This is a genomic window from Streptomyces carminius (assembly GCF_002794255.1).
GTDB classification, from domain to species: Bacteria; Actinomycetota; Actinomycetes; order Streptomycetales; family Streptomycetaceae; genus Streptomyces; species Streptomyces carminius.
The window spans coordinates 2,501-25,810 of the sequence record NZ_PGGW01000058.1; the positions used below are offsets into that span (position 1 = coordinate 2,501).

Here is a 23,310-nt window from a genome sequence, read left to right on the forward strand (position 1 = left end):
TGCCCTCGTCGACCAGCACCGGAGTGTTCGGCATGACCCGGACGACCGGGGTGCCCTCGGGGAGGCGCTCCTCGAAGAAGGCGGTCGGGACGCCGGCCGCGACGCTGACGATCAGCCGGTCGGCGTGGACGTGGGGGGCGAGTTCACCCAGGAGCGCCGCCATGTCCTGCGGCTTGACCGCCAGGATGAGGGTGTCGGCGGCCTTGGCGGCCTCGGCGTTCGTGACGGCGGTGACGCCGTAGCGGGTCCGCAGCTCCTCGGCACGTTCCCGGCGGTGCTCGGTGACCAGGAGGTCGGCGGGCGTCCAGCCCGCGCGGATCATGCCCGAGAGCAGGGCCTCACCGATCTTGCCTGCTCCGAGAATGGCGATCTTCTGGGTCATGGGAGGACTCACCTTGCCGGGATCCGGTGCGTATGCGGTTGCGTCGCAATCCTCGCACCCGGCGCGGGGTGGCCGCCGGGGCGTCCGACTGGCGGGCAGGGGCGTTCACCGGTCCGGTTCCGCGGCCCTGCCTCGCCGGTGAGGGCGTCCGGCGGTGTCCCGCGTGACGGGTGCGGAGCGGGTCCGGGTCAGGCGGTGCGGCGGCGGAGGGTGACCGCGCCGAGGACGAGGACGAGGGCGGCACTGCCCGCGACGACGGCCACGTCGCGGACGAAGTCGCCGGTGACGTCGGTGCTGCGCAGTACCTCGTTCATGCCGTCGACCGCGTAGGACATGGGCAGCACGTCGGAGACGGCCGTCAGGACGGGCTGCATGCTGTCGCGCGGCGCGAACAGGCCGCACAGCAGGATCTGGGGGAAGATCAGCGCGGGCATGAACTGGACCACCTGGAACTCGGTGGCGGCGAAGGCCGAGACGAACAGGCCGAGCGCGGTGCCGAGTACGGCGTCGAGCAGCGCGATCAGCAGCAGGAGCCAGGGGGAGCCCGCGAAGTCCAGGTCCAGCAGCCAGATCGCCACACCGGTGGCCAGGGTCGCCTGGGCCACCGCGAGCACGCCGAAGGCCAGGGCGTAGCCGAGGATCAGGTCGCCCTTGCCCAGCGGCATGGCCAGCAGGCGCTCCAGGGTGCCGGAGGTGCGCTCGCGCAGGGTGGCGATGGAGGTCACCAGGAACATGGTGATCAGCGGGAAGATGCCGAGCAGGGAGGCGCCGATGCCGTCGAAGGCGCGGCGGTCGGCGTCGAAGACGTAGTGGAGCAGGGTCAGCAGCAGCACGGGCACGAACAGCAGAAGTGCGATCGTGCGGCGGTCGTGGCCGAGCTGGTGCAGTACGCGGCCGGCGGTGGCCAGGGTGCGCCGGGTGTTCATCGGGCCGTCTCCTTCTCCTTCGCGCGGGCGGTGTCGACCAGGTGGAGGAAGGCGTCCTCGATCGTCCCGGTGCCGGTGTGCTCGCGCAGGGCGTCGGGGGTGTCGTCGGCGAGGATCCGGCCGGCGCGCATCAGCAGCAGCCTCTCGCAGCGGTCGGCCTCGTCCATGACGTGGGACGAGATCAGCAGGGTGGTGCCGCGCTCGCCGGCCAGGCGGTGGAAGAGGTTCCACAGGTCGCGGCGGAGGACGGGGTCCAGGCCGACGGTGGGCTCGTCCAGGACCAGCAGCTCCGGGCTGCCCAGCAGCGCGACGGCCAGGGAGACCCGGGAGCGCTGGCCGCCGGAGAGGTTTCCGGCGAGGGAGCCGGCGTGCGAGGTGAGGTCGACGTCGGCGAGGGCGCGTTCGACCTGCGCGTGGCGCTCGTCGCGGGACAGGCCGAGGACGGCGGCGAAGTAGTCCAGGTTCTGGCGGGCGGTGAGGTCCGTGTAGACGGAGGGCGCCTGGGTGACGTAGCCGACGCGGGAGCGCAGCGGTGCCGTGCCGGCCGGGTGGCCGAGGACCTCCAGGGTGCCGGTGACCTTGGCCTGGGTGCCCACGACGGCGCGCATCAGGGTGGACTTGCCGCAGCCGCTGGGGCCCAGGAGGCCGGTGACGGTGGCGTGCGGGACCTCGAAGGAGAGGTCGTCGAGGACGGTGCGGCCACCGCGTACGACGGTGAGTCCGCCGGCCCGGACGGCCGCCCCGGAAGAGCAATTCATCATGTGTTGAATAATGCTCCCGGTGTGTCGGCGGCGTCAAGCGCGACGGCGGCGGAAAACGCGCGCCCCCGTCCCGGAGGTCTTCGGGGACGGGGGCGCGCGGGGCGGCGGATACGGCGGGTACGGCAGCTACGGCGGGGCGTCAGCGCCTCCGGCCGGACCGGCGCGGGGCGGAGCCGCGGCGGGCGGCGGGGTTGCCGCGGCGGGCGGCGCGGCTCGCGCTGCGGCGCTCGTACCGCTCGACGGCCCGGTCGTACTCGGCGCGGCGCGGCTTCTCGCCCGGTGCCTCGACCAGGCTGCGCAGGGCGTAGGCGAGCAGGACGCCGAGGAAGCCCACCACCTTGATGGAGCGCATCGAGACGTCCGGCCGGTCACGGACGGCGGGGTCGGCGGGATCGCGGGTGTAGTTGGTCAGGGTGCGGCTGAAGGCCATGGAGCAGGACAGCGCGAAGGCCACCACGAGCAGGGTGCCGAGTACGCTCCCGCCCTCGGTGAGGGTCGATCCCTCGTAGGCCAGCCGCAGCACCCAGGCCCCGGCGGCGGCGAGCACGAGCGCCCCGAGGGCGAGCGCGATCCGGCGGACGTGGTAGCCACCGGAGTGGTCCACCCAGGTGGTGCCGTAGAAACGGATCGGCTCGGGCTCGGGGCGCTCCCGCATCTCGCTCATGGTGTCGATTATGACGGCGGGGTTCCCGGACGGACCGGGGGTGTCAGCCGAGCCTGTCGACGTCCCGCACCGCGCCCTTGTCCGCGCTGGTGGCCATCGCGGCGTACGCGCGCAGGGCCGCGGAGACCTTGCGGTCGCGCGCCTTCGGGGCGTACCGGCCGTCCAGGGCCTCCCGGCGGGCGGCCAGGGTGGCCTCGTCCACCTTCAGCTCGATGGTGCGGGCTGGGATGTCGATGGCGATCAGGTCGCCGTCCTCGACCAGCGCGATGGCCCCGCCCGCGGCCGCCTCCGGGGAGACATGGCCGATGGACAGGCCCGAGGTGCCGCCGGAGAAGCGGCCGTCGGTGATCAGCGCGCACTTGGCGCCCAGGCCGCGGCCCTTGAGGAAGGAGGTCGGGTAGAGCATCTCCTGCATGCCCGGTCCGCCCCTGGGGCCCTCGTAGCGGATGACGACGACGTCGCCCTCCTTGATCTGCTTGGTCAGGATCTTCTCGACGGCCTCCTCCTGCGACTCGCAGACGACGGCCGGGCCGGTGAAGGTGAGGATCGACGCGTCGACGCCCGCGGTCTTCACCACGCAGCCGTCGACGGCGACGTTGCCGTGCAGGACGGCCAGTCCGCCGTCCTTGGAGTAGGCGTGCGCCACGTCGCGGATGCAGCCGCCGGCCGCGTCGGTGTCCAGCGACTCCCAGCGCTCGGACTGGGAGAAGGCGCTGGCGGAGCGGACGCAGCCGGGGGCGGCGTGGAACATCTCGACCGCCTCCGGCGACGGGGAGCCGCCGCGGATGTCCCAGGTCTTGAGCCACTCGGCCAGCGAGTCGCTGTGGACGGTGTGCACGTCCTCGTTGAGCAGGCCCGCCCGGTACAGCTCGCCCAGGATGGCGGGGATGCCGCCGGCCCGGTGGACGTCCTCCATGTAGTACGAGCCGTTGGGCGCGACCTTGGACAGGCACGGCACCCGGCGCGAGATCGCGTCGATCTCGGGCAGCCCGAAGTCCAGCCCGGCCTCCTGGGCGGCGGCGAGCAGGTGCAGGATCGTGTTGGTGGAGCCGCCCATGGCGATGTCGAGGGCCATGGCGTTCTCGAAGGCGGCCCGGGAGCCGACGGTGCGCGGCAGGACGGTGGCGTCGTCCTGCTCGTAGTGGCGCCGGGTGATCTCCACGACGGTGCGGCCGGCGTTCTCGTACAGCGCCCGGCGGGCGGTGTGGGTGGCCAGCACCGAGCCGTTGCCGGGCAGGGAGAGGCCGATGGCCTCGGTGAGGCAGTTCATCGAGTTGGCGGTGAACATGCCCGAGCAGGAGCCGCAGGTGGGGCAGGCGTTCTCCTCGATGAGGGCCATGTCCTCGTCGGAGACGGAGTCGTCGGCCGAGTCGGCGATCGCGTTGATCAGGTCGAGCTTGCGGACGGTGCCGTCGACGAGGGTGGCGCGGCCGGACTCCATGGGGCCGCCGGAGACGAAGACGGTGGGGATGTTCAGCCGCATCGCGGCCATCAGCATGCCCGGGGTGATCTTGTCGCAGTTGGAGATGCAGATCAGGGCGTCGGCGCAGTGGGCCTCGACCATGTACTCCACGGAGTCCGCGATCAGGTCGCGGGAGGGCAGCGAGTAGAGCATGCCGCCGTGGCCCATGGCGATGCCGTCGTCCACGGCGATGGTGTTGAACTCGCGGGGGACGCCGCCCGCCGCCTTGACCGCCTCGCTGACGATCCGGCCCACCGGCTGGAGGTGGGTGTGGCCGGGGACGAACTCGGTGAAGCTGTTGGCCACCGCGACGATCGGCTTGCCGAAGTCCTCGCGCGCTACGCCGGCGGCCCGCAGGAGGGCGCGGGCACCCGCCATGTTGCGGCCGTGGGTGACGGTACGGGACCTCAGCTCGGGCATGCTGCTCCACTCCTTCGTGAGCCGGTGCGGACCTTCCGCGGGGCCGTGCGCGGCCATACGTGGACCGTGGCTGTCGAGCGTACGCCCCCGGGACCGGGATGCGGACGAAAAGTCCGGATCGTAAGACACGGTTTCCGCCCGGCGGGTGCGCGCCGCGTCCGCGGGACACCTCCGCCGCTCACCTGCCGCTCACCCTTCGCGGAGCCGCTCCCCCACCGGTCCGGTCAGCTGGTGCTGGACGGTCGGGGCCAGCCGGACGGCCAGTTCCCCGGCGTCCAGGGAGGCCAGCGGCTCGGCCTTGATCACGTAGCGCAGGATCGCCGTGCCCACCAGTTGCGCGGCCGCCAGCTCCACCCGCAGCTCCCGGTCCGGGCCGTCCAGCTCCCGGGCGACGGTGGCCATCAGCTCCCGGGTCACCTGGGCGCGCAGGATCCGGGCCGCGGTCTCGTTGTTGACCGCCGAGCGGACCAGGGCCAGCAGCGGCTCACGGGTGACCGGGTTCTCCCACACCCCGAGGAAGAAACGGGTGATCCGGCCGCCCAGGGTGCCGGGGGTGTGCGGGGGCAGGGCGCGCAGGCCCTCCCTGGCAGGGGCGAAGGAGACCTCGACGGCCGCCTCGAAGACCTGTTCCTTGGTGCCGAAGTAGTGGTGGACCAGCGCCGGGTCGACGTCCGCGCCGCGGGCGATGGCCCGGATGGACGCCCGGTCGTAGCCGCGCTCGGCGAACTCGGTGCGGGCCGAGGCCAGGATGCGGTCCCGGGCGGCCTCCCCGGCCGCCGCGCGGGCGGCCGACGTGGGGCGGCCGCGGCGGCGTACGGGCGGGGCGGTACGGCCGGCGGGTCCGGGGCGTCCGGGTTCCCCGGGGCGTCCGGGTTCCCCGGGGTGTCCGGCGCCGCTCACGGTCCGGCCGTCCGGGACGCGGCGGCGAGATGGGCGCGGGTGTAGGCCAGTGCCTCGGCGAGGTCCGCCTCGCGCTCGGCCGGCGACATCGCGCGGCGGGTGTTGACCTCGACCACCACGTTCCCCTCGAAGCCGCTCGCCGCCAGGTGCTCGAGCACCTCGGCGCACGGCTGGGTCCCCCGGCCGGGGACCAGGTGCTCGTCCTTGGCGGAGCCGTTGCCGTCGGCGATGTGGAGGTGCGCCAGCCGGTCGCCCATGCGGTTCACCATGGCGAGGGTGTCGTTGCGGGCGGTGGCGGTGTGGGACAGGTCGAGGGTGAAGTGGCGGTAGTCCTCCTCGGTCGGGTCCCAGGCGGGGGCGTAGGCGAGCATCTCGCGGTCCCGGTAGCGCCAGGGGTACATGTTCTCGACGGCGAAGCGGATGTCGGTCTCGTCGGCCATCCGCCACACGCCCCGGACGAACTCCCGGGCGTAGGCGCGCTGCCAGCGGAACGGCGGGTGCACCACGACCGTGCCCGCGCCCAGCTTCTCGGCGGCCTCGCGGGAGCGCTGGAGCTTGTTCCAGGGGTCCTTGGACCACACCCGCTGGGTGATCAGCAGACAGGGGGCGTGCACCGCGAGGACCGGCACACCGTGGAAGTCGGAGAGTCTGCGCAGCGCCTCGATGTCCTGGCTGACCGGATCGGTCCACACCATGACCTCGACCCCGTCGTAACCGAGGCGTGCGGCGATCTCGAAGGCCGTCGCCGTGGTCTCCGGGTAGACGGAGGCCGTGGACAGGGCGACCTTCGGTTCCGGCTTCGGGAAACGCACCGCTGGATCGACCACGCAGAACAGCCTACGGCGCGCGGCGGGGATCCCCGGGTCCGCGGCGGCCGTTCCGCGCCCCGACGGGCGGGGTTGTGGGCAAGCTCACGGCACCGCCCCGGCCGTCAACCGGCCGTCAGCCGGCGGGAGCGGCGGCGGCCAGGGTGTCCAGCCGGCGCAGGATGACGCCCTCGCGCAGCGCCCAGGGGCAGACCTCCAGCCGCTCCACACCGAACAGGTCCATGGCGCCCTCCGCCACCAGGGCCCCCGCCGGCAACTGCCGGGCCCGGCCCTCCGAGACTCCGGGGAGCCGCGCGCGCTCGGCGGTGGGCATGGCGACCAGCTTGGGCACCCACTCCTCCAGCGCGGCGCGGTCCAGTTCGCGCTGTGTGTACATGCCCTCGCCGTTGCCGGGGGAGCCCGCCAGCCGGGCGAGCTGCTTGAAGGTCTTGGAGGTGGCGACCACGCGGTCGGGGGGCGCCAGCCGGCTGAAGTCGCCGACCACCTTGGCGATCTCGTGCCGTACGTGGCGGCGCAGCGCGCGGACGTCGGCCGGGTCGGGCGGGTCGCCGGGCAGCCGGGCGGCGGTGAGCCGGCCCGCGCCCAGGGGCAGCGAGGCCGCGGTGTCGGGCTCCTCGTCGATGCCGTACGCGATCTCCAGCGAACCGCCGCCGATGTCGACGACCAGCAGCCGGCCGGCCGACCAGCCGAACCAGCGGCGGGCGGCCAGGAAGGTCAGCCGCGCCTCGTCCTCGCCGGACAGCACCCGGAGCACCACGCCCGTCTCGTCGGCCACCCGCCGGAGCACCAGATCGGCGTTGGCGGCGTCCCGCACGGCGGAGGTGGCGAACGGCAGCAGGTCCTCCACACCCTTGTCCTCCGCCACCTCCATCGCCTCGCGGACGGTGGCGACGAGCCGCTCGATCCCGTGGGGGCTTATGGCTCCGTCGTCGTCGAGGAGTTCGGCCAGGCGCAGTTCCGCCTTGTGGGAGTAGGCGGGCAGGGGGCGGGCGCCGGGGTGCGCGTCCACCACCAGCAGATGCACCGTGTTCGAACCCACGTCGAGGACACCGAGTCTCATAAGGGGCCACGCTACTGCGACCGGGTGAGGACCACGGACCGGGCGGGGGTGCATACCCTGGGGGCGTGACGAAGACGAAAACGGCGAACTCCTACAACTCAGACAGCGGCCCGGGCGGTGACCCGGAGGGCGCCCCGGACGGCGGCCGGAACGTGGGGGGTGAGCGGCGCCGGGCCGCGGGCGAGGAGGTCTCCCTGGACCACGCCCGGATGTGGGTGGAGTTCCCGGACCCGGCGGACGAGGAGCAGGTGTTCCGCTGCGACCTGACCTGGCTGACCTCCCGCTGGCACTGCGTCTTCGGCCAGGGGTGCCAGGGAATCAGCGCGGGGCGCGCGAGCGACGGCTGCTGCACGCTGGGCGCGCACTTCTCCGACGAGGAGGACGAGAAGCGCGTGGCGGCGCACGTGGCACGGCTCACACCCGAGCTGTGGCAGTTCCACGCGGAGGGCACCTCCGGGCGCGGCTGGACCGAGGTGACCGAGGACGGCGAGCGGCAGACCCGGCTGCACCAGGGCGCGTGCGTCTTCCTCAACCGGCCCGGCTTCCCCGCCGGATCGGGCTGCGCGCTGCACACGATGGCGCTGCGGGAGGGGCGCGAGCCGCTGGAGACGAAGCCGGACGTGTGCTGGCAGCTCCCGATCCGGCGCACCTTCGAGTGGGTGGAGCTGCCGGACGGCGAGCAGCGGCTGTACGTCTCGATCGGCGAGTACGACCGCCGCGGCTGGGGCCCGGGCGGACACGACCTGCACTGGTGGTGCACGGGCGCGTCGTCCGCGCACGGCGCGGGTGAGCCAGTGTACGTCTCGTACCGGCCGGAACTGACGGAGCTGATGGGCCCGGCGGGATACGAGCGGCTGGTGGGGCTGTGCGAGGAACGGCTGGCGGCGCAGGCACCGCCGGTGCCGCACCCGGCTGACCGGGTGGACCAGGCGGACGGGACGGACCGGACGGACCGGACGGACCGGACGGACGGGATGGGCCAGGCGGACGGGACGGACCGGGGTGACCGGGTGTCCGCCGGCACGGACGCCGTCGCCGTTGCCGCCACCGGCCGGCCGGACGACCGGCCCGGTCAGTCCTGCTGACCAGGCCCGGGACCGGCCTCCCCGGCGGGTGGCGGACCGGAGGGCTCGGCGGGTGGCGGGTCGGAGGGCTCGGCGGGGGGTTCGGCGGGGGGCTCCCCGGCGGGCTCCCGCGTCGGCCCGGGCTCGGCCGGCGGTTCCTCGGCGGGTGGCGGGACGTCCCCCTCTCCCCGTGCGCCCTGCCCCCGCAGGGTGACCACCGCCTTCGCCGGATCGACCGAGATGCGGGCGCTCCACGCGCCCGCGGGCTCCCGGCCGCGGTCCACGGTGACCGTGACGGTGACCGACTCCCCGGGCCGCAGCGTCCCCCGGGTGCGGCTCAGCCGCAGCCAGGAGGCGTCCGCCCGGGCCGTCCAGCGGACCCGCTCGCCGCCCGAGGCGGTGAGGACGACGAGTGTGGCGCCGCCGGCGGGCCGCGCCCCGACGGTCAGCCGGCCCGGCCCGGTGCGGTCGTCCCGCCCCGGCGCCTCCCCTTCTCCCGGTTCGCCCCGTTCTCCCCGTCCTCCCGGCTCCCCCGGCCGGTCCGGGTCTCCCGGTGAGCCCTTCCGGCCGTCCACGCCGGTCACGTCGACGTCGACGCGGACACCGCCGCTCCCCTCCCGGAAGGCACCGCCCCCGGGCCGGGAGCCGTCCCCGTGGGGGCCGCCGTACCGCCCGCCGGAGCCGCTCCGCTCGGCCGCCGAGGCCTGAGTCCCGCCGCCCGGCCCGCCGTCCTGCGGTGTGCCCCGGTACGCCGCCCACAGGGCCAGCGCGGGAGCGGTGACGAGGGCCGCCACCACCACGGCGACCACGGCGCGGCGGCGCAGCCGCGCGAGGTGCTCGGCGCGGCCCCCCGGGCCGGCGGGGAAGCCGCGCCGGTCGAAGCGCGGGGCGCGGCGGTTCCGGGCGCGCTGCGCGGCGAGCATCGCGGCACGCACCTCGTCGCCCGGCGCCCGCAGGACGGTGAGCGTGCCGGCGTCCGCGGGAGCGGTGCCCGGCCAGGGACCGCCCGCCAGGACCCGCTCGGCGGTACGGCGGCACTTCCCGCAGTCGTCCACGTGCCGCACCAGCTCCCGGCGCAGCGCGCCGTCCAGCAGCAGTTCCCGGCCCTCGGCCAGCCGGGCGACGGCCGGGCAGCCGCCCCGGTCGACGACGGCGAGCGCCGTGCGGGTGCGCTCCACCTCGCAGGCGCCGCTGGACAGCAGCAGCCCGGTGGCGTCGTGCCCCAGCCCGAGCACGGCGGCGACCTCGTGGACCGGCAACTGGTGGCGTACCGCCAGCTCCAGGGCCTCGCGCTGCTCGGGGCCGGTTCCGGCGGCCTCCGGCCAGGCGAGCGAGGCCAGTTCGCGGCGGCGCTCGGTGGCGACGGGGCCGGTGACCTCGGCCGGCTCGGGGAGCCCCGGCCGCTCGGCGAGCCGCCGCAGGCAGGCCCACCGGGCCAGTGAGTACAGCCAGGCCCGGTGCAGCGCGGTGTCGGCCGGGGCGCGGCCGCGCCGGCGGCGCCGGTCGGCGACGGCCAGCGCCTCGCCGAGGGCGGTGACGGCCGCCTCGTGCTCGCACATGACGGACAGGCAGTAGGTGAACAGCCCGTCCAGGTGCTCCGTGCCAGGATCGGGGGACTCCCCCGGCCGCGGCGCGGCGCGGTGCGTGCCACGGTGCGCCCGGTGTGCGCCGGTGGTGTGCGTGGGGTGCTCGCGCCGAGTGTTCGTCACCCGGCCGACCGTAGGCGGAAGGCCGGGGCTCCCCGGCCCTGCTCGGGCGGGTTTAACCCTTACGGGTGACCATCGGCGGCGGAACACGGGATGTGCGGCACGGAACGGCCCGGTGACGGGCGGGAGACGGGCCGGGGGAACGGGCCGGGCGGCGTCCGCCGCCGGTCCCGGAGACCGGGGCCGGGTCCGGCGGCGGACGCGGTCCGGAACCGGCTGTCAGCCGCTCCGGCTACCGTGAGGCCATGGCTGCCCGCAAGTCGTCCGCGAAGGACCGTCCCGCCTACCGCTGCACCGAGTGCGGCTACAGCACCGCCAAGTGGCTCGGCCGCTGCCCGGAGTGCCAGGCCTGGGGCACCGTCGAGGAGAGCGGCGGCACCCCGGCCGTCCGCACCACCGCGCCCGGCCGGGTCTCGTCCCCCGCGCTGCCCATCGGCCAGGTGGACGGGCAGGTGGCCACCGCTCGCGGTACGGGTGTGCCCGAGCTGGACCGGGTGCTGGGCGGCGGGCTGGTGCCCGGTGCGGTGGTGCTGCTCGCGGGCGAGCCGGGCGTGGGCAAGTCGACGCTCCTGCTGGACGTGGCGGCCAAGGCGGCCGGTGCCGAGCACCCCACCCTGTACGTCACCGGTGAGGAGTCGGCCGGGCAGGTGCGGCTGCGGGCGGACCGGATCGGGGCGATAGCCGACCATCTGTACCTGGCCGCCGAGACGGACCTGGCCGCGGTCCTGGGCCACCTCGACGAGGTCAAGCCCGGGCTGCTCGTCCTGGACTCGGTGCAGACGGTGGCCTCTCCCGAGATCGACGGCGCGCCGGGCGGGATGGCGCAGGTGCGGGAGGTGGCCGGGGCGCTGATCCGGGCCTCCAAGGAGCGCGGGATGTCCACGCTGCTGGTGGGCCACGTCACCAAGGACGGCGCCATCGCCGGACCGCGGCTGCTGGAGCATCTGGTGGACGTGGTGCTGCACTTCGAGGGCGACCGGCACGCCCGGCTGCGGCTGGTGCGCGGGGTGAAGAACCGCTACGGCGCGACCGACGAGGTCGGCTGCTTCGAGCTGCACGACGAGGGCATCACCGGGCTGGCCGACCCGTCCGGGCTGTTCCTCACCCGCCGCGCCGAGCCGGTGCCCGGCACCTGTCTGACCGTCACCCTGGAGGGCCGCCGGCCGCTGGTGGCGGAGGTGCAGTCGCTGACGGTGGACTCCCAGATCCCCTCGCCGCGGCGCACCACCTCCGGGCTGGAGAACTCCCGGGTGTCGATGATGCTGGCCGTGCTGGAGCAGCGCGGCCGGATCAGCGCCCTGGGCAAGCGGGACATCTACACCGCCACCGTCGGCGGGGTGCGGCTGTCGGAGCCCGCCGCGGACCTGGCCATGGCGCTCGCGCTGGCCAGCGCCGCCAGCGACGTCCCGCTGCCGAAGAACCTGGTGGCGATCGGCGAGGTGGGGCTGGCGGGTGAGGTCAGGCGGGTCACGGGGGTGCAGCGGCGGCTGGCCGAGGCGGCGCGGCTGGGCTTCACCCACGCCCTGGTGCCGACCGACCCGGGGAAGGTGCCGGCCGGGATGCGGGTGCAGGAGGTCGCGGACATCGGAGAGGCGCTGCGGGTGCTGCCCGCACGGCCCCCGCGGTCCGCGCGGACCGCGGAGGAGAGTGCCGGGCGGGGCGGCGGAAAGGGCTCCGGACGGGGCGACGGCTGACCCGCGGCCCGGCACCTCGGCCCGTCCGGGCGGAGCACACCACACGGGGCCGACCGCCGCCGGTAGACTTTGCCCTGGTCTCGCCCGTACGTACGCACGACCAGAAGGAGTGCCGTGGCAGCCAACGACCGGGCAGCAGCCGGCGCCGACGGCCTGTTGCGCGCCTCACTGAGCGCGGTCGCGCCGGGCACCCCCCTGCGCGACGGCCTGGAGCGCGTCCTGCGGGGGAACACCGGCGGACTCATCGTGCTGGGCATGGACAAGCACGTCGAGGCGCTGTGCTCCGGCGGTTTCGTACTGGACGTCGAGTTCAGCGCCACGCGGCTGCGCGAGCTGTGCAAGCTGGACGGCGCGCTGATCCTCGACAAGGACATCACCAAGATCGTGCGGGCGGGCGTACAGCTCGTCCCGGACGCCTCGATCCCGACGGAGGAGACCGGCACCCGGCACCGCACCGCGCAGCGGGTGTCGATCCAGACCGGTTTCCCGGTGGTGTCGGTCAGTCAGTCGATGCGGCTGATCGCCCTGTACGTCGACGGCCAGCGGCGGGTCCTGGAGGACTCGGCGGCGATCCTGTCCCGGGCGAACCAGGCGCTGGCGACGCTGGAACGGTACAAGCTGCGGCTGGACGAGGTGGCGGGCACCCTCTCCGCGCTGGAGATCGAGGACCTGGTGACCGTCCGCGACGTCTCCGCGGTGGCCCAACGGCTGGAGATGGTCCGGCGGATCGCCACGGAGATCGCCGAGTACGTGGTGGAGCTGGGCACCGACGGACGGCTGCTCTCCCTCCAGCTCGACGAGCTGATCGCGGGTGTGGAGCCCGAGCGTGAGCTGGTCGCCCGCGACTACGTGCCCGAGCCGAGCGCCAAGCGGTCCCGCACGGTCGGCGAGGCGCTGGCCGAGCTGGACCGGCTGACCCACACCGAGCTGCTCGAACTTCCCACCGTGGCGCGGGCGCTGGGGTACAGCGGTTCGCCCGAGACGCTGGACTCCGCGGTCTCGCCGCGCGGTTACCGGCTGCTGGCGAAGGTGCCCAGGCTGCCGAACGCCGTGATCGAGCGGCTGGTGGAGCACTTCGGCGGGCTGCAGAAGCTGCTGGCCGCGAGCGTCGACGACCTGCAGACCGTCGACGGCGTGGGGGAGGCGCGGGCCAGGTCGGTCCGCGAAGGGCTGTCGCGGCTGGCGGAGTCGTCGATCCTGGAGCGGTACGTCTGACGCCGGGTCACCCGGCGGCGGTGCGGCGGCGGTACGGTGCGGCGGCGGTACGGCCGCGTCCCACCGGGCGCGGTACGCGCCCGGCCGTCGCCCCCCGCGCCGGTGCGCCGGCCGGTCCCGCGGTCCTTCTGTCCTTCGGCCCGTCAGTCCTTGGTGAGCACGAACGAGGTGCGGGCCTTCTCCAGCCCCGCCACCTGGGCCTCGACCAGATAGGTGCCCGCCTTGGCGGTGGCACCCAGGGTGGCGCACCGGGCCGGATCGCTGTGCCGGCGGTCCCACTCCAGGGTGCGGACGGCCGTTCCGCCCGCGGGGACCCGGTAGTGGGCCGAGCGGGTGCCCTTGGAGCAGTCGTCGGACTGCCAGACCTTCCTGTCTCCGTCCCCGGCCTCGGTGATCGTGAAGACGGTGGCGCCGCCGCCGAAGTCGACCTTGCAGGCGCTGTCGCCCTCGTTCCGCACGGTCAGCCGGAAGACGGGCTCCTCGCCCGGCGCGTACCGGTTCTCGGTGCTGCGCAGTGTCGTCTCGGCCGAGCCGGAGCGGCAGTCCGGCAGTGCGGAGCCGGCCGGTACGGCCTCGGCGCCGCCCGAGACCCCGGTGTCCGCGCCGCCGGCACCCGAACCGGTGCCGCCGTCCGGGCCGGAGCCGTCCGAACCGCCGCCGTTCGCGCCGGAGTCACCGGCGCCACCGGCGCCACCGCTTCCGGAGCCCGTACCGCCCCGGGCGCCGTCGGTGTCGCCACCGCCCGTGTCGCCGGTACCGCCCGTGCCGCCGCCCACCTCCTCGCGTCCGCCGGGGCGTTCGCTGATCAGTGACTCGGAGGAGGTCGGCCCGGGGGTGATGGAGCTGACGGTTCCGTCACCGCCCCGCCCCCGGCCCTGGTCGCCACCGCCGCCACCGCCCGGGCCGCCGGATCCGACGGCCCATATGACGAGCAGCGCCAGGCACAACAGGAGCGCAAGCACAACCGCCCTTCGCCGCCAGTAGATCGAGGAAGGAAGGGGCCCGACCGGTTTGCGCAGAGATCCCACGCGGAAACCTTACGAGACATCAAGAGCCCCATGGTCCTCACCCGCCGTACCGGCGGACAACTTTTGTGATGATCGGCCGGGCACCTCCCGGCGGCTGTCCGAAGCGACGCCCGAATGTGTCCGCGTGTGACCACATGGACACTTTCCGTACCGTTCGGGCATGAGCAGCGATCCCCACGTCCCATTCCCTTCGCACGCCGGCAGCGACGGCCTCTACCGCGAGGTCACCGACTTCGCCGCGGACGCGCCCGGCTGGGCGCACGCCCTCGCCGAGCACGGCACCGGGGGCGGACCGCTGGTGCTCGCGGCCGTGCTGGCGGTGGCGTGCTGGCGGGTGCGGCGGGCCGGGCCGCGGGTGCTCGCCCGGGCCCTGCTCGGTCCGGTGGCGGTGGCGGTGGCGTACGGCCTCAGCGAGACCGTCAAGCTGGTCGTACGGCAGGAGCGGCCGTGCCGGGCCGTGGCGGACGCGGCGCCCGCGATCGCCCCCTGCCCCGCGCCGGGCGACTGGTCCTTCCCCAGCAACCACGCCACCGTCGCGGCCGCCGCGGCGGTGGCCGTCGTACTCGTCTGGCGGACGGCGGGCCGGCTGGTCCTGCCACTGGCCGCGCTGACGGCGTTCTCCCGGGTGTTCCTGGGAGTGCACTATCCGCACGACGTGGTGGCGGGCGCCCTGCTGGGCGCGGCCGTGGTGCCGCTGGTGGCCTGGGCGGCGGTACGGCCGGCGGCCGTACTGGTGGAGCGGGTGCGCGTACGGCTCGGCCGTACCGAACCGGTCCCGTAGACGCGGCAGCGGGACCGGGGCGGCGCGGGACGCGGCCATGGGTGCGGGCGCCGGCCGGAGTGCCATGGCCACGACATACCGCAGAACGGGTGCGGCATACGGTACGACGGGTGGTGCCGACCGCCCACCGGCGCGGGCCGCTGCGTTGCCGCGCTCCGCCGTGTCAGGATCGGAAGCGCCATGACTGCGACCACATCCGAGCACAGCCCCACCGGTCCGACCACGGCCGGCCTCCGTCCCCCCGACTCCCCCGCCCCCACCGACCTCCACACCCCCGTCGTCGAGTGGTTCGAACACCACGCCCGCGACCTGCCCTGGCGCCGCCCCGAGGCGGGCGCCTGGGGGGTGATGATCAGCGAGTTCATGCTCCAGCAGACCCCGGTCAACCGGGTGCTGCCGGTGTACGAGCAGTGGCTCGTCCGCTGGCCCCGCCCCGCCGACCTGGCCGCCGAGCCGCCGGGCGAGGCGGTACGCGCCTGGGGCCGGCTCGGCTATCCGCGCCGCGCGCTGCGGCTGCACGGCGCCGCCGCCGCCATAACGGAACGGCACGGCGGTGACGTGCCGCGCGAACACGCCCAGTTGCTCGCGCTGCCGGGCGTGGGCGAGTACACGGCCGCGGCCGTCGCCTCCTTCGCGTACGGCCAGCGGCACGCGGTGCTGGACACCAACGTCCGGCGGGTCTTCGCCCGCGCCTTCGGCGGCCGCGAGTTCCCGCCGACCGCCACCACCGCCGCCGAACGCCACCTCGCCCGCGCCGTCCTGCCCGAGGAGGACACGATGGCGGCCCGCTGGGCGGCGGCGACGATGGAGCTGGGCGCCCTGGTGTGCACGGCCCGCAAGCCGGACTGCGGAAACTGCCCGATCATGAACCTGTGCGCCTGGCGCCGGGCGGGCTCGCCCCCGCACGACGGGCCGCCGCGCCGCACCCAGAGCTACGCGGGCACCGACCGCCAGGTGCGCGGCAGGCTGCTGGCCGTGCTGCGCGAGGCGGTGGACCCGGTGCCCCGGGCCGTCCTGGACCGGGTGTGGGACGAGCCGGTGCAGCGGTCCCGCGCCCTGGACGGGCTGGTGGCGGACGGGCTGGTCGAGCCGCTGGAGGGCGGTGTCTACCGGCTTCCCCAGAGCCGGATGCGAACCAGTTGAAAGGCGGCTGAAGGACAGCCGGGAAACGGTGCGGCCGCCACGGCGGCCGCACCGCCGTACCCGGCCCCTCCCGCACTCACGGTGATGTACCGCCGCGACGTCCGCCCCTCCGTCACGCTCTGTTCGCACGGCGCGTTTTCCGCGCCCCGCCGACCAGCGGCTGTCACTCTCGGTTCCGGATCCGCTCCCCGGTCGTTACACAACCGCCGGACAGCCGTGCACTGTCCGTGCTCCCACCGTGGGGCCGCCCGCAACACCGCCTCCATAGCGTCTCTGCCCGTACCGGCCACAGCGGGGCCGCCGACCACGGGACCCGCTCGATCAGGGGGAGACAGCATGAGCACGGCGACGGCGCCCCAGACGTTGGACTTCGAGGAGTACGTCCGGACCAGGCAGGACGCTCTGCTGCGCAGCGCCCGCCGGCTCGTCGGCAACCCGGTGGACGCCCAGGACCTGCTGCAGACCGCGCTGACCCGTACCTACGGCCACTGGGACGGCATCGCGGACAAGTCGCTGGCGGACGCCTACCTGCGCCGGGTGATGATCAACACCCGCACCCAGTGGTGGCGGTCCCGGCGGCTGGACGAGATCCCCACCGACATGCCGCCGGACGTGGTCAGCATGGAGGACGGCACCGAGCAGCACGCCGACCGGGCCCTGCTGCTCGACATACTCCAGGTCCTGGCCCCCAAGCAGCGCGGTGTGGTCGTGCTGCGCCACTGGGAGCAGCTGAGTACCGAGGAGACGGCTGCCGCACTGGGCATCTCACCCGGTACTGTCAAGAGCACTCTGCACCGTGCACTGGCGCGGCTGCGCGAGGAGCTGGAGAATCGCGCCCGCCGGGAGCACGGTGACGAGGACGGCCGGTCCTCCGGGCACCGGAGCACCGTCGGCAGCAGCGCGGCCTGCAACAGGGCGCAGCGGGGCGGCAGGCACCGGAGCGGCAGGCGCTGAGACGGCACCGACCACCAAAGCGGCAGGGCCGGCGCGGCCGCCGGGAGCGGAGGAGGAGGCGGGTGCGTGAGGCCAGGAGACGGCCGGTGGTGTCGGTGACCTCCGGCACCCGGACGGCGGTGGCGCGAGCCACCGCCGTCGTCGTGCTGGCGGCCGCCGTGCTGACCGGATGCAGCGGCGGCGGCGGGGTGCGCATCGAGACGTCCGTCACCGCCACCGCCGAGGCGCCGCGCTCCAAGGCGTCACCGCTGCCCGCGCGCCCATGGCCCTCCTCGCCGGCCGAATCGCCGCAGGAGTCACTGCCCCACCCGCCGGTCGCCTCGCCGCTGCCCACCGGCGCCCAGCCCATCAGCCCGCCCAACACCGGCGGCGAGCTGGACGTCCTCACCCTGCTGCGCAAGGACCCCAAGGTCGGCGAGGGTGTCAAACGGGCCCTGCGGCCCTGCTCGGCCGAGACCTGGCCGGTGGACGTGGCGTACGGGAGGCTGACCGGCGACGAGCACGGACCGGATATCGTGATCAACGTCTTCGACTGCACCGACAACATGGGTCTGGGCAGCTACGTCTACCGGCAGAGCTCCAACGGGCAGTACATCGGTGTCTTCGCCGACGAGACCCCGCCCGTGCGTGCCGAGACGGACGGCGCCCTGCTGGACGTGACCCACCAGGTCTACGCGGAGGGCGACCCGGCGTGCTGCCCTTCCGGCCACTATGTGGTCAGCTACGGCTGGCGGCAGGACCGGTTCGTCGAACTGGCGCGCAGGCACCGGCCCTCCGGTGAGCTGATCACGCCGGAGCCGGAGCCCCGGCGGACGGTCGTCGAGGACGTGCCCGGCGAGCTCACCGGCACGGACGGCGCGGGGACGACGGGGACGACGGGGACGACGGGGACGACGAGAAGCAGAACCGGTCCGGGAGCGGACCAGGGGGGTTGAGCGGAGCCGATGGCCGACACACATGTGCTCTTCGTGGAGGACGACGACGTCATCCGGGAGGCCACCCAGCTCTCCCTGGAGCGCAACGGCTTCACCGTGACAGCCGCCGCCGACGGCCTGGACGGCCTGGCGGCGTTCCGCTCCCGGCGCCCCGACATCGCCCTGCTGGACGTGATGCTGCCGGGCCTGGACGGAGTGAGCCTGTGCCGCCGGATCCGCGAGGAGTCGCTGGTGCCGGTGATCATGGTGTCGGCGCGGGCGGACTCCATCGACGTGGTGCTGGGTCTGGAGGCCGGTGCCGACGACTACGTGACCAAGCCGTTCGACAGCACCGTGCTGGTCGCCCGCATCCGTGCGGTACTGCGCCGCTTCGACCACGCGACGACCGCGTCCGCCGGGCAGGACGGCGGCGACGGCGCCCCGGGCACCCTGCGATTCGGTGACCTGGAGATCGACACCGAGGGCATGGAGGTGCGGCGCGACGGCGCGCCGGTGCCGCTGACCCCGACGGAGATGCGGCTGCTGCTGGAGTTCTCCGCGGCCCCGGGCACGGTGCTCAGCCGCGACCGGCTGCTGGAGCGGGTGTGGGACTACGACTGGGGCGGCGACACCCGGGTGGTGGACGTCCACGTCCAGCGGCTGCGCGGCAAGATCGGACAGCGGCGCATAGAGACGGTCCGCGGTTTCGGCTACAAGCTGAGGGGCTGAGCGGCGGATGGACCCGCTGGATCTGCTCATCGGTCCGCGCCCGCAGCGGCGCCTGCTCCAGACCCTCCCCCGGTTTCGGCCGCTGCGGGAGACCGCCCGCCGCGGCCGGCGGTGGGTGCCGCGCACCGGACTGCGCTGGAAGCTCAGCGCCGCCATCGCCATCGTCGGCGCACTGGTGGCGCTGGTGCTCAGCCTGCTGGTGCACGGCGCCGCCCAGTCCTCGATGATCGACAGCAGCCGTGACCTCCAGGACGAGCGGCTGCTGACCGTCCAGCGGGTTCACGAGTCCACGGGCCGCATCTCCCTCGGCGCCGAGATCGACGATCCCGGCCTGCCCGAGCCGCTGCGGGAGGCCGTGGCCGGGGGCGATCGCGCCACCTTCGTGATGGAGGGCCACGGCGAGTACCTCGACGTCTGGGCGGCCACCCTGCTGCCCGACGGCCGGGTGCTCTCCCTGCGCACCCGCTACACCGACCGCTACACCGTCCTCGCCGACCTCGACCGGGCGCTGGTGTTCGGCTCGGTGGCGGTGGTGCTGGGCGGCACGGTGCTGGGTGTGCTGATCGGCGGACGGCTCTCCCGCCGGCTGCGCCAGGCGGCCGCGGCGGCGGGCCAGGTGGCCGAGGGGGAGACCTGGGTACGGGTGCGGGACTCGATCGGCGACCGGGTGCGCGACGAGACCGACGAGCTGGCCCGCGCCGTCGACCGGATGGCCGAGGCGCTCCAGCAGCGGTTGGAGGCCGAACGCCGGGTCACCGCCGACATCGCCCACGAGCTGCGCACCCCGGTGACCGGCCTGATCGCCGCCGCGGAACTGCTGCCCCCGGGCCGCCCCACCGAACTCGTCCGCAACCGGGCCCAGGCGCTGCGCACCCTGGTGGAGGACGTACTGGAGGTCGCCCGGCTGGACGGCGCCGCCGAGCGCGCCGAACTCCAGGAACTGGCGCTGGGCGAGTTCGTCGCGCGCCGGGTGCACGCGATGGCGCCCGACGCGCGGCTGAACGTCGTGCGGGAGTCCGTGGTGACGACCGACCCGCGCCGGCTGGAGCGCATCCTCGGCAACCTCCTCGCCAACGCCGCCCGCCACGGCCGCGGTCCCGTCGAGGTCGCGGTCGACGGCCGCCGGATCCGGGTGCGCGACCACGGCCCCGGTTTCCCCGGGGAGCTGCTGGCCGAAGGACCGAGCCGGTTCCGCACCGGCAGCCCGGACCGCGGCAGCGGGCACGGTCTGGGGCTGACGATCGCGGTGGGGCAGGCACGGGTGCTCGGCGCCCGGCTCACCTTCCGCAACGCCCGGCCGAACGGCGCGGTGGCGGCCCTGTGGCTCCCCCAGACGCCGCCGGACGCCCGTCCGGTGTGAGTCCGCCCCGGCCCGGGGCGGGGCGGGGCGCCCGTACGGGAGGCGGCTCACGCGGTGGGCGCCCGCCGTCAGTCGCAGATCTCCGACCACTCCTTGCTCGGATCCAGCCAGTCCTCGCGGCGCTGGGTCAGCGCGTACCGGTTGCCGGAGGTGTCCCGGAAGACCGCCTCGATGCCGTACGGCCGCTCCCGCGGCTCCTGGACGAACTCCACGCCCCGCGCCCTCAGCTTCTCGTAGGTGCCGCGGCAGTCGTCCGTCCGCAGCGCCCCGGCGCCCAGCACCCCCTTGCCGACCAGTCTCGTCAGGGCCTCGACCGACTCCGGGTCGAGGCCGGGGACGTCCGTGCGCACCAGGGTCAGCTCGACGTCCGGCTGACCCCCGACACCGACCGTGACCCAGCGCGTGCCGCCCACGGTGATGTCACCGCGCGGCTCGAAGCCCAGCTTCTCGACGAAGAACCGCAGATCCCGGTCCTGGTCGGTGGACCAGACGGTGACCGCGGACATTCCCTTGATCATGATGTGCTCCCGAAGCCGGTCGTGGACCCGTGCTCTCGCCCGCCGCGAGCAGTGCCCCCACCCCCTTGCTTCTCCGCAATCACGCTCCCCGAACCCAGCTGTCCGACGCTCGCACACGGCCCTGACAGCCGGCCCTACGATCTCCCCGGGAAGAACCCGAGAAATCTCCCGGGGGGAATCATGGACGCCGCGACTGTCGGGGCACGGCTGGCGGCGAGCGCCGTCGCGCCGCTGGTGGGGAAGCTGCTGGTGCGGGAGGGCCCGGGCGCGGGACTGGCCGACCGGCCGGTGCGGCTGAGCGGCCGGCTCTCCTTCCGGGGCGAGAAGCGCGCCCTGGGCGAGAAGGAGCTGGCGAAGCTCGCGGACGAGCTGCTGGCCCGGGCCACCGAGCCGCTCCCGGCGGCCGAACGGCTGCCCGGCCACGAGGAGCGGGCCGTCGCCCACGCCTTGGCCCGCACCCTGTACGCGCTGGGCGACCTGGACATGGACGACGCGCAGGCGGTCGAGCTGGGCGAGCGGGAACTGGCCCGGCGGCTGCGTGCGGCGGCCGGGGAACCCACCCGGGACCTGGCCGAGGGCGCGGCCGTCCTGCACGACGTACTGCTGGAGGCCGCCTGCCGCCAGCTCCTGCACTTCTTCACCCAGCGCTCCACGTTCATCCCCCGCACCCTGGTGGAGCAGACCCGGCGGCTGGCGGCACTGGAGGCGAGCCTGTCCCCGGCGGCCGGGAGGGCTCGCGCGCTGGCCGCCCGCTCCGCCGAGGACGCGGCGTTCGAGCGCCGGTACGCCGACTACGTCGCCCGCAAGCACAGCCGTCTGACGATCTACGGTCTGGACCTGGCGCACTCGCGCGAGTGGCGGCTGGACACGGCTTTCCTGTCCCTGGAGGCGAGCCGGGACGACGGCGCGGGCGAGCAGCCCGTCCCGGTCCGCACCGACCGGATCCTCACCGGCCGCTCCCGGGTGCTGCTGCGCGGGGTGGCCGGCTCGGGCAAGACGACACTGGTGCAGTGGCTCGCGGTGACGGCGGCACGGCCGGCGGACGCGGGAGACGCGGCGGGCGCGCCGCACCCGGAGCTCACCGGCCGCGTTCCCTTCGTCCTCCCGCTGCGCGCCTTCGCCGCCACCGGCGGGCTGCCCACCCCCGACCGCTTCCTGGAAGCGGTGCGCTGCCCGCTCGCCGGGGCCCAGCCGCCGGGCTGGGCGGACCGGGTGCTGGCGGACGGGCGCGGACTGCTGCTGGTCGACGGCGTGGACGAGGTCCCCGAGCGGGAGCGCGAGGAGACCCGCCGCCGGCTGGACGACCTGCTCGGCGCCTACCCGGACAACCTGTGGCTGGTCACCTCCCGCCCCTCGGCGGTGCGCGACGAGTGGCTGGCCTCCCAGGGCTTCGGCGAGCTGACCCTGACACCGATGGACCGCGACGACGTGGCGGCGTTCGTGACGCGCTGGCACGCCGCGGCCGGGGCGGAGCCGGAGGCGGCCCGCTCCCTGCTGGCCGCCCTGCGCACCAAGCAGGACCTCGGCCGGCTGGCCACCAACCCGCTGATGTGCGGCCTGCTGTGCGCCCTGCACCGCGAGCGCCGGGGCTTCCTGCCGCAGGGCCGGAAGGACCTGTACGAGGCGGCGCTGTCGATGCTGCTGGAGCGCCGCGACACCGAGCGCGGCATGCACCGGGACGGTGATCTGCGGCTGGCCAAGGAACCGCAGCTCACCCTGCTGCAGAAGCTGGCGTACTGGATGGTGCGCAACGACCGCGCCCAGATGGACCGCGCGGACGCGCTGGCCGTCCTGGAAGGCGTGCTGCCGATGATGGCGTACATCGAGGCGGGCCCGGAGGAGGTGCTGCGGTACCTGCTGGAGCGCAGCGGCCTGCTGCGCGAGCCCGTGGCCGGGCAGCTCGACTTCGTCCACCGCACCTTCCAGGACTACCTGGCGGCCCGGGCGCTGGTGGAGGCCCGCGACTTCCCGTGGCTGGTGGACAACGCGGGCCGGACCGAACTGGAGGACGTGGTGCGGATGGCCGTCGCCCACGCCCGACCGGACGAACGCGCCCGCATCCTGGACGGCCTGCTCGATCTCACCACGGTCGGCACGACCGTCCGCCGGGCACTGCTGGCCCTGGCCTGCCTGGAGCAGGCCACCGAGCTGGACCCGGCGGTACGGAACCGGGTCCGTTCCTTCGCCGGTGAGCTGCTGCCGCCGCAGCATCGCCCCACCGCTCTCGCCCTCGCCGAGTTCGGCGGCTCGCTCGTCCTGGAGCTGCTGCCCGGCCCCGAGGGCCTTGCGGACGAGGTGGCGGAGGCGGTCGTCGTCACCGCCACCCGGATCGGCACCGACGCGGCTCTCCCCCTGCTCGTCCGGTACCGGGACCATCCCTCACTCGACGTGCGCCGCCAGCTCGCCTGGTCCTGGCACCGCTTCGACCGCGCCACCTACGCCGAGGAGGTCCTCGCCCACCTCGACGAGGACGGGCTGTACTTTTCCGCGCACAGTGCCGAGGACCTCCGCGCCCTGCGCGCGCTGGGAGGCCGTTCCCGCATCCAGTACGTGCCCACCGGCGATCCGGACCTCCGGGTGCTGACCGAGCACATCGGCCCGGACCGGCTGACGCATCTGTGGCTGGGGGATTCCTCCGCGTCGCTGACGACACACCTGTGGTTGGGGGATTTCTCCGGGTCGCTGGACTTCTCATGGCTCTCGGCCTTTCCCCGGCTGCGGGTCCTGGTGGTGGCCCCCGGAGTCGGGCGACTCCTCGGCGGAGTCCCCGCCGGCGTCGAGGTCCGCAGCAAGCCCTGATCC

General features: G+C 74.7%; 20 protein-coding genes and 1 pseudogene (1 of these 21 running past the window's edge). 10 read left to right on the top strand and 11 right to left on the bottom strand.

The annotated features are described in order from the left end of the window. The 8 genes from proC to CUT44_RS17200 all read right to left on the bottom strand — a co-directional run. Positions 1-382, bottom strand: partial view of a pyrroline-5-carboxylate reductase gene (proC, locus tag CUT44_RS17165; protein ID WP_100202766.1) — the 5' end (the start) only. 431 nt of this gene lie to the left of the window's left edge; the window shows 382 of its 813 coding nt (coding positions 1-382); its start codon is at positions 380-382; its stop codon lies beyond the left edge, outside the window. A 188-nt stretch (positions 383-570) separates the two neighbouring features. Continuing rightward, a complete protein-coding gene (locus tag CUT44_RS17170; protein WP_100202767.1) occupies positions 571-1,308 on the bottom strand; it encodes an ABC transporter permease in 738 nt (245 codons plus the stop codon). Next, positions 1,305-2,069: an ABC transporter ATP-binding protein gene (locus tag CUT44_RS17175; RefSeq protein WP_100202768.1), complete on the bottom strand. Its 765-nt coding sequence runs from the start codon at positions 2,067-2,069 to the stop codon at positions 1,305-1,307. The genes CUT44_RS17170 and CUT44_RS17175 overlap by 4 nt, the downstream gene beginning before the upstream one ends. Before the next feature lie 139 nt (positions 2,070-2,208). Then, positions 2,209-2,733 carry a hypothetical protein gene (locus CUT44_RS17180; protein ID WP_100202769.1) on the bottom strand — a complete coding sequence of 175 codons (525 nt, stop codon included), beginning with the start codon at positions 2,731-2,733 and terminating at the stop codon, positions 2,209-2,211. 43 nt (positions 2,734-2,776) lie between these two features. Beyond that, positions 2,777-4,615: a dihydroxy-acid dehydratase gene (gene ilvD / locus CUT44_RS17185; RefSeq protein ID WP_100202770.1), complete on the bottom strand. Its 1,839-nt coding sequence runs from the start codon at positions 4,613-4,615 to the stop codon at positions 2,777-2,779. Between the two features lie 189 nt (positions 4,616-4,804). Continuing rightward, positions 4,805-5,515, bottom strand: coding sequence for a TetR/AcrR family transcriptional regulator (locus CUT44_RS17190; RefSeq protein WP_100202771.1), 711 nt, complete (start codon positions 5,513-5,515; stop codon positions 4,805-4,807). Next, positions 5,512-6,342 (bottom strand): sugar phosphate isomerase/epimerase family protein, encoded by an 831-nt coding sequence (locus tag CUT44_RS17195; RefSeq protein WP_199185736.1) that lies wholly within the window; start codon positions 6,340-6,342, stop codon positions 5,512-5,514. The genes CUT44_RS17190 and CUT44_RS17195 overlap by 4 nt, the downstream gene beginning before the upstream one ends. 115 nt (positions 6,343-6,457) lie before the next feature. Beyond that, a complete protein-coding gene (locus CUT44_RS17200; protein WP_100202772.1) occupies positions 6,458-7,402 on the bottom strand; it encodes a Ppx/GppA phosphatase family protein in 945 nt (314 codons plus the stop codon). A gap of 209 nt (positions 7,403-7,611) precedes the next feature. On the opposite strand from CUT44_RS17200, the pseudogene CUT44_RS17205 reads away from it, so the two are divergent. Continuing rightward, positions 7,612-8,325, top strand: a pseudogene (locus CUT44_RS17205) (hypothetical protein); the annotation flags it as partial. A 149-nt stretch (positions 8,326-8,474) separates the two neighbouring features. On the opposite strand, the gene CUT44_RS17210 reads toward CUT44_RS17205, so the two are convergent. Then, positions 8,475-10,175 carry a BACON domain-containing protein gene (locus tag CUT44_RS17210; RefSeq protein ID WP_100202773.1) on the bottom strand — a complete coding sequence of 567 codons (1,701 nt, stop codon included), beginning with the start codon at positions 10,173-10,175 and terminating at the stop codon, positions 8,475-8,477. 242 nt (positions 10,176-10,417) lie between these two features. Between CUT44_RS17210 and radA the strand changes: the two genes are divergently transcribed. Together radA and disA are read left to right on the top strand one after the other, a co-directional pair. Next, positions 10,418-11,866: a DNA repair protein RadA gene (gene radA / locus CUT44_RS17215; RefSeq protein WP_100202774.1), complete on the top strand. Its 1,449-nt coding sequence runs from the start codon at positions 10,418-10,420 to the stop codon at positions 11,864-11,866. 114 nt (positions 11,867-11,980) lie between these two features. Further along, positions 11,981-13,081 (top strand): DNA integrity scanning diadenylate cyclase DisA, encoded by a 1,101-nt coding sequence (disA, locus tag CUT44_RS17220; protein ID WP_100202775.1) that lies wholly within the window; start codon positions 11,981-11,983, stop codon positions 13,079-13,081. 143 nt (positions 13,082-13,224) lie between these two features. Here the strand turns inward: disA and CUT44_RS17225 are convergent, their stop codons facing one another. Continuing rightward, positions 13,225-14,043: a hypothetical protein gene (locus CUT44_RS17225; RefSeq protein WP_332888271.1), complete on the bottom strand. Its 819-nt coding sequence runs from the start codon at positions 14,041-14,043 to the stop codon at positions 13,225-13,227. A gap of 226 nt (positions 14,044-14,269) precedes the next feature. Between CUT44_RS17225 and CUT44_RS17230 the strand changes: the two genes are divergently transcribed. The 6 genes from CUT44_RS17230 (at position 14,270) to CUT44_RS17255 (ending at position 19,990) form a co-directional block, all read left to right on the top strand. After that, entirely contained in the window at positions 14,270-14,890 is a 621-nt protein-coding gene (locus CUT44_RS17230) for a phosphatase PAP2 family protein (protein ID WP_100202777.1), read from the top strand. Between the two features lie 180 nt (positions 14,891-15,070). Then, positions 15,071-16,033, top strand: coding sequence for an HhH-GPD family protein (locus tag CUT44_RS17235; protein ID WP_100202778.1), 963 nt, complete (start codon positions 15,071-15,073; stop codon positions 16,031-16,033). A 336-nt stretch (positions 16,034-16,369) separates the two neighbouring features. After that, entirely contained in the window at positions 16,370-16,987 is a 618-nt protein-coding gene (locus tag CUT44_RS17240; protein ID WP_100202779.1) for a SigE family RNA polymerase sigma factor, read from the top strand. 62 nt (positions 16,988-17,049) lie between these two features. Next, positions 17,050-17,922 carry a hypothetical protein gene (locus CUT44_RS17245; RefSeq protein ID WP_146252249.1) on the top strand — a complete coding sequence of 291 codons (873 nt, stop codon included), beginning with the start codon at positions 17,050-17,052 and terminating at the stop codon, positions 17,920-17,922. 9 nt (positions 17,923-17,931) lie between these two features. Beyond that, positions 17,932-18,630, top strand: coding sequence for a two-component system response regulator CseB (cseB, locus tag CUT44_RS17250; protein ID WP_100202781.1), 699 nt, complete (start codon positions 17,932-17,934; stop codon positions 18,628-18,630). 7 nt (positions 18,631-18,637) lie between these two features. Then, entirely contained in the window at positions 18,638-19,990 is a 1,353-nt protein-coding gene (locus CUT44_RS17255) for a sensor histidine kinase (RefSeq protein WP_100202782.1), read from the top strand. A gap of 68 nt (positions 19,991-20,058) precedes the next feature. Here the strand turns inward: CUT44_RS17255 and CUT44_RS17260 are convergent, their stop codons facing one another. Beyond that, complete coding sequence (locus tag CUT44_RS17260; RefSeq protein ID WP_100202783.1) at positions 20,059-20,508, bottom strand: VOC family protein; 450 nt, start codon at positions 20,506-20,508, stop codon at positions 20,059-20,061. A 180-nt stretch (positions 20,509-20,688) separates the two neighbouring features. Between CUT44_RS17260 and CUT44_RS17265 the strand changes: the two genes are divergently transcribed. Next, a complete protein-coding gene (locus tag CUT44_RS17265) occupies positions 20,689-23,307 on the top strand; it encodes an NACHT domain-containing protein (protein ID WP_100202784.1) in 2,619 nt (872 codons plus the stop codon). Positions 23,308-23,310 lie beyond the last annotated feature (3 nt).